The 12,532-nt window shown below is 34.8% G+C and carries 7 protein-coding genes; 2 read left to right on the top strand and 5 right to left on the bottom strand.

The features are described from left to right. Positions 1 to 109: 109 nt before the first annotated feature. Positions 110 to 889 carry a non-homologous end joining protein Ku gene (gene ku / locus M0M44_RS22500; protein WP_248727740.1) on the top strand — a complete coding sequence of 260 codons (780 nt, stop codon included), beginning with the start codon at positions 110 to 112 and terminating at the stop codon, positions 887 to 889. Here ku and ligD read toward each other — a convergent pair. Both ligD and M0M44_RS22490 read right to left on the bottom strand, forming a co-directional pair. Then, on the bottom strand, positions 886 to 3,456 hold the full coding sequence (gene ligD, locus M0M44_RS22495; protein ID WP_248727739.1) for a DNA ligase D: 2,571 nt from the start codon (positions 3,454 to 3,456) through the stop codon (positions 886 to 888). The genes ku and ligD overlap by 4 nt on opposite strands. Next, positions 3,443 to 3,922: a hypothetical protein gene (locus M0M44_RS22490; RefSeq protein ID WP_248727738.1), complete on the bottom strand. Its 480-nt coding sequence runs from the start codon at positions 3,920 to 3,922 to the stop codon at positions 3,443 to 3,445. The genes ligD and M0M44_RS22490 overlap by 14 nt, the downstream gene beginning before the upstream one ends. Before the next feature lie 255 nt (positions 3,923 to 4,177). Here M0M44_RS22490 and M0M44_RS22485 point away from each other — a divergent pair, with 255 nt between their 5' ends. Then, positions 4,178 to 6,325, top strand: a complete 2,148-nt coding sequence (locus M0M44_RS22485) for a catalase (RefSeq protein ID WP_248727737.1) — start codon at positions 4,178 to 4,180, stop codon at positions 6,323 to 6,325. A 179-nt stretch (positions 6,326 to 6,504) separates the two neighbouring features. On the opposite strand, the gene M0M44_RS22480 is transcribed toward M0M44_RS22485, so the two are convergent. From M0M44_RS22480 to M0M44_RS22470, 3 genes are all read right to left on the bottom strand, one after another. Further along, on the bottom strand, positions 6,505 to 7,995 hold the full coding sequence (locus tag M0M44_RS22480; RefSeq protein ID WP_248727736.1) for an aminotransferase-like domain-containing protein: 1,491 nt from the start codon (positions 7,993 to 7,995) through the stop codon (positions 6,505 to 6,507). Positions 7,996 to 8,143: 148 nt separating this feature from the next. Then, complete coding sequence (locus M0M44_RS22475) at positions 8,144 to 9,415, bottom strand: acyltransferase family protein (protein WP_248727735.1); 1,272 nt, start codon at positions 9,413 to 9,415, stop codon at positions 8,144 to 8,146. Positions 9,416 to 9,510: 95 nt separating this feature from the next. Further along, positions 9,511 to 12,507 carry a serine hydrolase domain-containing protein gene (locus M0M44_RS22470; protein ID WP_248727734.1) on the bottom strand — a complete coding sequence of 999 codons (2,997 nt, stop codon included), beginning with the start codon at positions 12,505 to 12,507 and terminating at the stop codon, positions 9,511 to 9,513. Positions 12,508 to 12,532 lie beyond the last annotated feature (25 nt).

Below are 12,532 nucleotides of genomic sequence, written 5' to 3'. Positions count from 1 at the left end.
TCGTCACGATTTAAACTTAGTCTTTATTTTATAAATTAATCGATTCATTTTGTAACGTTTATAGATCCATCCTTATTTAATTTAGGGAGATATTTCTAAAACAAAAATCATGAGATCAATTTGGACAGGTTCGGTAAGTTTTGGATTAAGTAATATTCCAATAAAAATGTTTTCGGCGGTGCAGGAAAGCAGTCTGGATATGGATATGCTTGACGCAAAAGATCACGCCAATATCAAGTTTAAGCGTGTTAACGAAAATACAGGTAAAGAAGTAGATTTTGCCAATATTGTAAAAGGATATAATCTAGATGGCAAATATATTGTTTTGGAAGATTCTGACTTTGAAGCGGCAGATGCCATAAAAACCAAAACAATCGATATTGAAAGTTTTGCTTTCGAAAAAGAAATCCAAAGTATTTATTACGAACAGCCTTATTATCTCGAGCCAGATAAAGGTGCCATGAATGCCTATGGATTGCTTCGCGATGCGCTTGAAGCTTCAGGAAAAGTGGGTGTTACTAGATTTGTTTTGCGAAATAAAGAAAGTCTGGCAATTTTAAAACCGTACAAAAACGTCATTGTTTTAAACCGAATCCGATTTGAACAGGAAATTAGAAGTACGGCAGAATTAAAATTGCCGCCAATGTCTAAAAAATCGACAAAAGAAATGGACATGGCCGAAAAACTGATTGATCAGCTAACAGAGAAATTTGATATTTCTGGCTTTAAAGACGAATATACGGCCAAGCTTTTGGATATCATTAAAAAGAAAGCCAAAGGAAAACCGCAGAAAGCAGCTCCAAAACTAAAAGTCGTGCACAAACAAAGCGACGATTTAATGGAAATGCTAAAAGCAAGTTTAGAAAATAAAAAGAAAAAATCGTCTTAAGCGTTTTGACTATTTTCCAGTTTGTGAATAATCTTTTTAATATTGGCTCCTTTGGATAAAACGGGTTTCCATAAATCGCCTTTTTTCTCAAAACGACTCAATACATTTTTGATGGTAAATTGCGACGGATGCAGTTTTTCATTCACTTCACTCCATTCTAAAGGCGTAGAAACTGTTGCGCCAGGTTTTGGACGGACTGAATACGGCGCTGCCAAAGTTTGCCCGCGTCGGTTCTGTAAAAAATCGATATACAGTTTATTTTTTCTTTTTTTGATGCTTCTGTCAACCGAAGTAATATAGGGCAGTCTGGAATGTATTTCTTTGGCAATTAATTCGGCTAGAATTTTAATCGAATCATAATCGTATTGCGCGCCAAGCGGAATGTAAATATGAAGTCCCGAAGCGCCCGAAGTTTTGCACAAACATTCGGTTTCCAACTCGTCTAAAACTTCTTTTACGACCAAAGCCGTTTGAACCACTAGTTTAAAGTCGTCTTTTGCGGGATCTAAATCAATTACAAGCCAATCTGGATTCTGAATATGCTTTATGGTCGAATTCCACGGATTCATTTCAATACAGCCCAAATTGGCCATATAAACTAGTGTTTCTTTATTATTGCAAATAAGATAATCAATGTTGGCGTTGTTGGATTCTGAGAAGATTTTTTTGGTTTTAAGCCATTTCGGAATTTTATCGACATCGACATCTTTCTGATAAAAACTAGGAGAATCAATACCGTTCGGGAAACGGTTCATCGATTCTGGACGATCTTTTAAATACGGCAAAATCAGTTCTGAAACTTCATTATAATATTGCACAATATCACCTTTCGTAATACCATCTTTTGGAAAATAAACTTTATTCTGATTGGTGAGATGTAAAGTCGTTTTGCCAATTTTTAAATCGTAATCATTCTCAGTTTTGTGTTTATTTGATTCTTCCATTTCAATTAAATTAGAACTCCCATTATTATCGTTTTCTACATTGCTATTGTCATTGCCATTAAAATTAACTTCCACTGCTTTTTTGTCTATTCTTGTTCCAAGATAAACAGGATGACGCAAATGCTGATCCTGTGTCCATTCGGAAAATTTTACCTGACAAACAAGCTTTGGTTTTACCCATTGAATGGGATCGCGCAAAGAGATTTTTTCGTCAAGCGGAGATTTTTCTATAAAGTAAGGCTCGAGTTGAGTGTATAAATCTTTCAGTACAGATTCAGTAAAACCTGTTCCGCATTTGCCAATATATTGCAGTTTTTTTCCATTATATTGACCAAGAAGAAGTGCGCCAAAATACTTTCTCGAATTTTTAGGTTCGGTGATTCCAATAATTATGGCTTCTTCTTCGTTTGCTGTTTTTATTTTGAGCCAGTTTGTACTTCTTCTGTTTGCCGCATAAGTGCTATCGGCTCTTTTGGCAATTATGCCTTCCGTTTTATTTTTAACTGCTTTTTCAAATTGTTTTATTCCGTCGCCAATAGTATGTTCAGAATAAAAAACATTTGAAAAAGGATATTTATTGAAGAGAATTTTCAGCAGTTCTTTTCGTTCCAAAAGGGATAATTCAGTAATCAGATTTCCATCCAAATTCAATAAATCAAAGACATAATATTTAAGATTTCCGATTCCGGTTTTCATATATTTTTGAAGCAATTGGAAATCGGCTTTTCCTGCATCATTTTCAACCACAATTTCGCCATCCAAAACTACTGTATGATCAATTTGTTTTAATTCGTCGGCAATGGGTTTAAAATTAGCATTAAAAGAAAGTTCATTTCTGCTATACAAATCGACTTGTTGCGCATTTATGACAGCAATGGTTCTGTAACCGTCGTATTTATTTTCGAAAATCCATTCCTCATCATCAAATGGCTTTTCGCGTACGCTGGCAAGCATTGGTTTTATAAATTCAGCTATTTCAACTTTCGGATTAGACTTTTTTTTTACTGCTTTTTTCTCAACTGTTTTTTCTTCTGTTTTTGAAGACAGTTTTTCAGCTTTTTCTATCAGCTGTTCTAAACTTCTTTTAGAAATAACCGATTTATTTTTTTCTAAAATATCTTCACTAGAGGCATACTTGTCGTTTTTCTTGATTAAAAGCCAAGCATTTTCTTGTTTGCCATGAAGTTTAATCAACGAAAATTCGCCTTTTAGTTTTTTTCCTTTTAGAATAAAGCTTAAACGTCCTTTCTCCAAATCGCTTAATAATTGTTTTTCGTCCGAAGCTGTTTTTTCGTCCGAAGTATACGTTCCATTATCCCACACAATTACATTTCCAGCGCCGTAATTTCCTTGTGGAATTGTACCTTCAAAATCCTTGTAACTATACGGATGATCTTCTACCATCATCGCGAGACGTTTTACTTCTGGATCCATTGACGGGCCTTTTGGCACTGCCCAACTTTTTAAAACTCCATCCATTTCTAACCTAAAATCGTAATGAAGATGCGACGCAGCATGTTTCTGCACCACAAAAATCAGTTCATTAGCCGATTTTTCTACTTTTCCCTTTGGTTCACGAGTTTGTTTAAAATCTCTTTTTTGATGGTATTTAGACAGTGACATAAGCTTTCAAAAGAATTAAAATGGTGAATGAAATAGAGTAAAGCGCCGTTGCTGTTACAGCAAAAATAATATGGGCAAAGAACAGCTGAATATAATAACCTTTAAAATCAATTGGGGGTTGATGATTGGTCATTTTAAATATGATAATCCAGCTGAATATGCCAATTACACCACTGATAACTCCTAATATAAGAGCACTTAGTGGAGAAATTGGTAAAATATTCTTTACCCATACTATATGATATCCCATAACAAATAGAAAACCAATAATGTAATGTATCAGCCATCCCCAAGTTTTCTGAGATTCTTCAGAAAGGCTTGTATTTGTTTTTTTTAGAGCAAAACTCAACAAAACGGGTTCTTTATACAATTCTTTAAAATTCTTCGACATAGCATAGCTGAACCAAGTCATAGCTGATGTTGCCGCAATAGAAATTAAAATCAATTGTATAATAGTGTAAATCATGTCGACCTTTTTTTGAATTAAAAACTCTATTTCAAAGTTACTTTTATAAAGGCTGCCTTCTGTTATAGGATTAAAAACAGCACTTATATAATTATCAGTAATACATTGATTTTCATATGCTTTGTAGTTCGAATGTTATAATCCTTAAGCTGAATTGTATAAATTTTAATTTGAAAAGCACTCTAACTTTGCTAGCCTATTGTTTGAGAAATACCTCACAAGCTTCATGAATGATAAATGTAAAATCAACGGAAAATGAAAAATTCAAAAAAAACAAACCAAGACAATTCTGATGGGAAACAGAATGATTTAGAATACAATAAATCAAATGCCGAGAATGAATTTTTAACCACCAACCAAGGCGTTAAAATAAATGACAATAACAATACTTTAAAGTCTGGAGAAAGAGGACCTTCTCTTTTAGAAGATTTCATATTACGAGAAAAAATAACCCATTTTGATCACGAAAGAATTCCAGAACGAATTGTTCATGCACGAGGTTCGGGAGCGCATGGTTATTTTGAATTGTACGAAAGCATGGAAAAATATACCAAAGCCGGCTTCTTAAACGATAAGAGTATCAAAACACCAGTTTTTGTTCGATTCTCGACTGTTGCTGGTTCTAGAGGATCTACCGATTTAGCTCGTGATGTTCGAGGTTTTGCTGTAAAATTTTATACACAGGAAGGTATTTTTGATTTAGTTGGAAATAATATGCCAGTATTTTTTATTCAAGATGCCATGAAATTTCCAGACTTGATTCATGCTGTTAAAGGAGAACCGCATAATGAAATTCCGCAAGCCGCTTCGGCACATGATACGTTTTGGGATTTTATTTCGCTAATGCCTGAATCTATGCACATGATTATGTGGGTAATGAGCGACAGGGCGATTCCTAGAAGTTTAAGAATGATGGAAGGTTTTGGAGTTCATACTTTTAGATTTATTAATGATAAAAACGAATCGCATTTTGTAAAATTTCATTGGAAACCCAAATTAGGCACACACGGAGTTGCTTGGGATGAAGCACAGAAAATATCAGGAAAAAATTCAGATTTTCATAAGTTGGATTTATGGGAAGCTATAGAAGCAGGAAATTTTCCAGAATGGGAATTAGGGGTGCAGATTATTCCTGAAAGCGACGAGCATAAATTTGATTTTGATTTGCTTGATCCAACAAAATTGGTTCCAGAAGAATTGGTTCCCGTAACGATTATCGGAAAAATGGTCTTGAATAAAAATCCAGATAACTTTTTTGCAGAAACAGAACAGGTGGCTTTTCACCCAGGACACATAGTTCCTGGAATTGATTTTTCTAACGATCCTTTGTTGCAAGGAAGATTATTTTCGTATACCGATACGCAATTATCAAGATTAGGAAGTCCTAATTTTCACGAAATTCCAATTAACAGAACCATTGCGCCAATGCACAATAATCAGCGTGACGGTCATATGCGTCAGGAAATTGCAAAAGGCAAAGTCAGTTATCATCCAAATTCTTTAGGAGGCGGATGCCCATTTCAAGCAAAAATAGATCAGGGCGGATTTGTAAGTTTTAATGAAAGAGTAGATGCCCATAAAGTACGAGCGAGAAGTAGCAGTTTTTCGGATCATTTTAGTCAAGCAGCGTTTTTTTACAACAGTCAGACGCCTATAGAACAAAATCATATTGCAAGTGCTTTGTCTTTTGAATTAGGAAAAGTAGAAACGATTTCGATTAGAGAAAGAATGCTCGGACTTTTAAATCAGGTAAATACTAGTTTAGCAGCAGAGGTTGCTAAATCGTTAGGTATTCCTGTTCCAAAAAATATCGAAAAACCAATCAATCATGGGGTTGGAGCAGATGACGAAGGTACTCAAGAACCTGCAAAAGTAAAACCAAATGTAGGGAGTTCAGATGCTTTGAGCATGCTTAAAAATCCAACCATTTCGAACACAATTGCAACTCGACAAATAGCTTTTTTATGTACTGATGGCGTAAGTGCAGATTCAGTGAAAGTAATGAAGACAGCCTTGCAAAATGCAGGAGCAAAAGCCGTTATTATAGCGCCACATTTAGGAACTATTGTTTCTGCAGAAGGAACAGAAATTCCAGTAGATCAGACCTATAAAATTGCAGCATCGGTACTTTTTGATGGTGTCTTTATTCCAAGTGGAAAAGGAATTGCAAATCTTTCGAAAATAAAAGAAGTAAAAGAGTTTTTAAATGATTCGTATCATCACTGTAAATTTATTGCGGCTGAAGCCGAAGGAGTACAGGTCTTAAAAAATAACAGCGATATAAAATCGAAAGATCCTGGAGTTTTGACAAGTGAAAATAGCGCAGACAAATTACTAACGACTTCGTTTATAAAAGCTTTGGGAAGGCATCGTTTCTGGGAAAGAGAAAAAATGTTGGAATAAATTACATAATTGGCTGTCGCAAAAGACAGCCATTTTTTTTGTTTAGAATAAACAATTTTTTTACACGCATTTCTATTCAAACATAACCCGTGGTTTCAACCACGGGTTATGTTTTATAAAGATGCATTTGAATCTATGAAGCTGAACCATTGGCTATGTTTTTATTAGTTAGAATCACTTTAATTTTCTAGAATAATTGCTAAAGAGTTACTCAAAATAGCAACTGCTTTTTCCATTTCTTCTTTTTCCAAATTTCCAAATCCTAACCGTGTGGCAGTAAGATTTTTGGTTTGGTATAAAATGGTCTTTGGGAGAAATAAACCTTGTTTGGAACATTCTTTTTGAAATTGTACCAGATTAAAATGGTCCAGCCATTCGACCCAAATTGCCAATCCTCTGGGCGGAATTTTAAACTTGATCCTATCTTTAAGTTTATCATTAAGAATCGCAACAAAATGATCACGTCGTTCTTTATAGATTTTTTTATTTTTTTTAGAAAGTCGGTGCACTTCGCCTTCGGTAATCCATTCGGTCAAAACCTGTTCTTTTATAACATCAATTTTTGGTTCAAGAATGTTTTGATGCTTTTCGAGTTCTTTGATAAATTCGGCAGGCGCGGCCACAAAACCATAACTGAATCCTGATGGCAATGATTTTCCGAAAGAGCCGATATAAACTACTTTTTGATTGGAATCAAAAGCGGCTAATGGCAAAACAGGATTATTATCGTAATGAAACTCAAAATCGTAATCATCTTCCAAAATCACAAATCCGTATTGGTTGGCCAATTCCAGAACTTCGATTCTTTTTTTGGCGCTAAGCGAAATGGTGGTCGGATAATGATAATTGGATGTTAAGTATAAGACCCTGATTTTTGTTGTTTCGCAAATTTCTTTTAAATGTTTGGTATCAATTCCATCTTCATTTACTGGAAGAGAAATTATTTGTGCTCCCGTATTGGTCAGCGTCATGTTTGACATATAATATCCCGGCGAAGCTACAACCACTTTATCGCCTGGAGTAATAAGCACTTTTGTTACCAAATACAATGCAATTTCGTGACTGCTTGTGGTGAGAAGATTTGAAGTTGAAATACGAATTCCTCGAGTAAGATTCAGATAATTAGAAAAATGAGTTTTAAAGTTGGAATGCGAGCGCAATTCTATCTGTTCGTAGGTTTTAGATGTTTTTCGTCTTTTTAATTTCGAAACATATAATCTGGCCAAAACATCAGTTTGAACTAATCTTAAATCAGGCATTCCGTCATTAAATTGGTATGGCAGATTACTGATTTCTATTGGACTTTCAAGAATAGTAGAACGCTGAAAACTAAAACCAATATTATCTGGAGATACATTTTGTTCTTTCGAAAGAATAAATTCGGCCTTGTTCTTTTGTTTTTGCTGTGATAAAATAAAAGTTCCTTTGTTCGGAAGTGTTTCAATCCAGCCTTGCGATTCTAAATCCTGAAAGGCTTTGATTAAAGTGTTTCGGTTAACAGAAAGCACTTTACATAAAATTCTGGTACCAGGAAGTTTGGTGCCTTCGGGAAGAAAACCCGTTTGTATGGCTTTGATAAACTCAAAAACAAGCTGCAGATAAATAGCAGTGCTTTCTTCTGGTTTAAGCTGAATAAAGCTTTTAAAAGGAATTTCAACCGGACTATCCATAATTTATAAACTGACACTTTTTGTTGGTACGGCAAGATACTGCTTTTCTTAAAATTTTTAGAAAAAAAGAAATATGATCTTTACATAAGTGTTAGAACGATAACCACATCAAACTATTAAGTCCGGCCGAAATATTTTTGTAACTGATTTACACTTTAAAAATCAGTTTCTTTTTGTAGAAAATCCATAAGATAAACGACCAGAAAACAGCATAAGACAAAGCGTAAACTAGTGATGCGTTTAATGGGTTTTCAAAACAAGGAACAATTCCATGATTATATATATAGGCTTGAAGCCCAATTTCTTCGCCAGCTTTTTCAGGATCGGCTATTTTTATAGCACTTAAAACTCTCGGAATTATTCCAGAAAAGAAAAACACAATCATGGGGTTTACACCCCAAATCAGAAATAATTTCGTCCATTTTTTATGCCCTTTAATATCGATTATATAATACAAAAGCGTTAAACATATTGTTGCGATTCCAGCTGTGTATAACACATAAGAACTCGTCCAAAGCGATTTGTTGATAGGGAAGAAGATGTTCCAGATTAAACCTGCAATTACTAATACCGTTCCTGCAATGGCTGTCTTTTTTACAATTTCGATTTTATCAACAGATAAGTTTAATAACTGGCCAATGTACATTCCTAAAATTCCAGTTCCAATTGCAGGCAAAGTGCTCAAGATTCCTTCTGGATCCCAAGTTTTAGACGATGCCCATAAATGTCCGTTTAAAAGGGTATCGTCTATCCAAGCAGCAAGATTAGTTCCTTTATCAAAATTGGCTGGACCAAATCCAGGAACGGGAACAAAAGCCATTACAAGCCAATATCCAACTAAGAGCCCTGCTAAAACTAAAAGCTGTGTTTTTAAATTGGTCTTTAGATATAAAATAGAAGTAAAGAAATATACAATTGCAATTCGCTGTAAAACGCCTGGAATTCTAGTATCTTCAAAATGCTCCAGACCGCTAAACGATAATGAAATAAGGATTAGAAATACACCAACGGCAAGAATGGTTTTGATTTTCATTGAAAAGTTTCCTAAAAGCGCGTAAGCAACTGCAAAAGCAATAATTAATCGCAATCCTAATAACGGAATTCCTTCCAAGCCAAATAAATGTATTCTGCTAAAAACACTTAAAAATAATCCTAAACAGAAAATTCTAAGCGAACGCACTAAAATTTTATTGAAAACAATTCCGTCAAAATGTTTTACAGGCATTGCAAACGGAATTGCAGTTCCCATTATGAAAACAAAAAACGGGAAAACTAAGTCAGTAGGCGTGCAGCCATGCCATTCAGCATGTTCTAAAGGCGGGTAAATAGATGACCAGCTTCCCGGATTATTGACAATCGTCATTAAGAGAATGGTAAATCCTCTAAAGACATCGAGTGAAGTTAAACGTTCTTTTGTCATTGGGTTGATATTTTAGATAGTTAGATAGTTAGAATTTTAGATTTTAGATTTTGGAATTTGGAATTTGGAATTTGGATTTTTGGTTTTAGATTTTTTTATTTTATTATCGCATCTTGAATGATTTGTTGAATTTCTTCTCTGATTTTTCCTTTGGCTAATTTGTTTTCGTCATTTACTACTTCTGGATACGTTCTGTTGGATAGGAATACATACACAATTTCGGTTTCTGGATCTGCCCAAGCCATGTTTCCTGTAAAACCAGTGTGTCCAAAACTTGCTTCAGAAACACAATCGCAGGTTGGCCCGCCTTTGTGGACTCTTTTATCAAATCCTAAACCGCGCAAAACGCTTTGATTTTTGTAATAACAAGTATTAAAGGCATCAAAAGTCTCAGGAGAAAAATACTGAATACCGCCATAATTTCCTTTTTGCAGATAAAGCTGCATCATTTTGGCTACATCCATCGCATTAGAAAAAATTCCCGCGTGACCTGCAACTCCGCCTTCCATTGCAGCCGCCATGTCGTGCACGTAACCCTGAATAACCTGATGTCTGAAATAGTTGTCAATTTCGGTTGGAACAATAGTGCTTTTGTCAAATTTATCTAGCGGATTGTAAAGCGTATGCGTCATTCCTAATGTGCTGTAGAAATTTTCCTGGCTCAGCTCTTCTAATTTTTTATGTGTTTTTCTTTCTAAATATTCTTTTAAGATGATAAAAGTAAAATCACTGTATTTGTATTCTTTTTTTAGAGCGACAGGACTTTCAGCAATGATTTTCATAATCGTATCATGATAATCATTTCGAATGTAAAGATTGTCGGCTACTTTTGTTGTAAAACCGTTTTCGGCTACTTTTCTATAATATTTTTCAGAAGGCTGATTGTTGCTGTCTAAAGTTGCTTTGTAAAACGGAATCCACGCCTGAAGCCCTGCGTAGTGATTTAGCAGATCTTTGAAAATAATGTTTTCTTTGTTTGTTTTGGCAAAAAAAGGCAGCATATCTTTCAGTTTGGTGTCCAGCGTTACTTTGTTTTTATCGTACAATTGCATCACATTTGGCAAGGTCGAAATCATTTTTGAGATCGAAGCGACATCGTATAAATCTGAATCGGTTACTTTTTTGGTGTTGTCGTAAGTCTGAGCTCCATACGATTTCTGAAAAATTACGTTTCCTTTTCTAGCCACTAAAACTTGCATTCCTGGAGCCATTCTGCCATCAATTGCTTTTTGTGCCACAGCATCGATTTTGGATAGAATTGCCGGATTCATATTTACATTTTCTGGCGCTGTAAAAGCGAGACGATTTAGTTTTTCTGTAGTTAATCCGTCATTTACATGGAAAGCATCATTGATAGAAACAGGCAATTTTCCTTTGGCCTCAATCGCTCCAAAAAGTAATTCTGCCGAAACTACCTGACTAATATCTGAGTTTTGGTACGAAACTACAAGTCCTTCAATATCATCAAAATTGTTGATTGACAATAAAGAATATGGTTTTGCGAAAATGTCTAAAATTACTTTGTTGTGTTTTGCAATTTCTTTCAGCCATAACATTTCGGTTAAAGTAAATTCTTGTTTTTCCCAAGCTTTATTTACTTTATGATAGCTGATGATAACCTTGTCAAATTTTCTCAATTCTTTATTCAGACTATCAAGATTGGTATCTTTTACTTCTGTAATTTCAGTATATTTTTTTAGCGTAGAAATGAAAGTGCTGTTCGTGTCTTCTCCTAGTTTTATGTATGCAATTTTTTCACTTAAATCTTTTATCGGTAGAATTTCTTTTTCGTTTTTTAAAACCGTAATGGCATTTTCATACAGTTTATAATGTAAAGCATCATTTTGCGACGGATTCAAATCATTGTATAAATTATTTAAATCAATCGGTTTGTATTTGTTCAGTCCCGCTTTGTATTTAAAATGCAGTATTTTTTTAACAGAATGTGCTAATCGTTCTTCTGTAATCACTTTTTCATTATAAGCCGCTTCCAATTTCTGAAAAGCAACTGGAACATTTTCTGGACATAATAAAATATCATTTCCAGCCAAAAGAACTGCGATTTCCAAATCTCCAGGTCCCTTAAAATTGGCGGCGCCTTTCATCGCCAAACCATCTGTAAAAATTAATCCGTTGAAACCTAATTCTTTTTGAAGCAGATTGGTAACGACATTATATGAAGCCGAGGAAGGACAGTTTGGCTGTGATTCTAAACTCGGAATATTAAGGTGTGCGACCATAACAGAAGCCAGACCTTCGTCGAACAATTTTTTGTAGGGATACAGTTCTACCAATTCCATACGTTCTTTAGAAAAGTTAACGGTAGGCAAAGCGTGGTGTGAATCGGTTGAAGTGTCGCCGTGTCCAGGAAAATGTTTCCCAGTGCAGAAAACGCCATTTCCTTGTATACCTTTCATTAAAGCAAGGGCTTTTTCGCTTACATTGACTTTGTCTTCGCCAAAAGAACGGTTTCCGATAATTGGGTTTTTAGGATTGGTGTTAATATCTAAAACTGGTGCGAAGTTAAAATGAACGCCGATTCGTTTATTTTCGGCTGCCATATTTCTTCCCACATTTTCAATTAAACTTAAATCCTGAATAGCGCCCAAAGTCATATTCCAAGGATAACGATAGGTTGAATCTAATCGCATGGCTAATCCCCATTCGGCATCGATCCCGATCATCAAAGGCACTTTTGCTTTTGACTGATATAGGTTGGTTAATTTCGCCTGACGAACTGGTCCACCCTGAAAGAAAATTACGTTTCCTATTTTATAATCTTCAATCAGTTTGCTGATCTGATTAACGTGTACAGAATCTTTGTTTGAATAGGCAGAAACCATAAACAATTGCCCGATTTTTTCCTGTACCGTCATTTTATTGTAAATACTGTCTACCCAAGCCGTTTCCTGATCTGAATCTTTAAAGAAAGTCTTTTTCTCAGCATTATTTTTAGGCACGTAAACAATTGTATCTTTTAAAGAAATATCTTTTTTTGCATCAGTTAGGCCAGTATTTTTCTTGGAACCGCAATTGGTGATTAGAAATAAAAATGCGGCGTAGAGACTTATTTTTATAATAGAATTTTTCATGTAACATTTTTTAAACCAATTGAAA

It is taken from the genome of Flavobacterium humidisoli, from assembly GCF_023272795.1.
Classification (GTDB): domain Bacteria; phylum Bacteroidota; class Bacteroidia; order Flavobacteriales; family Flavobacteriaceae; genus Flavobacterium; species Flavobacterium humidisoli.
The sequence above is the reverse complement of the archived record's forward strand: the minus strand, read 5'-3'. Positions and strand labels throughout refer to the sequence as shown.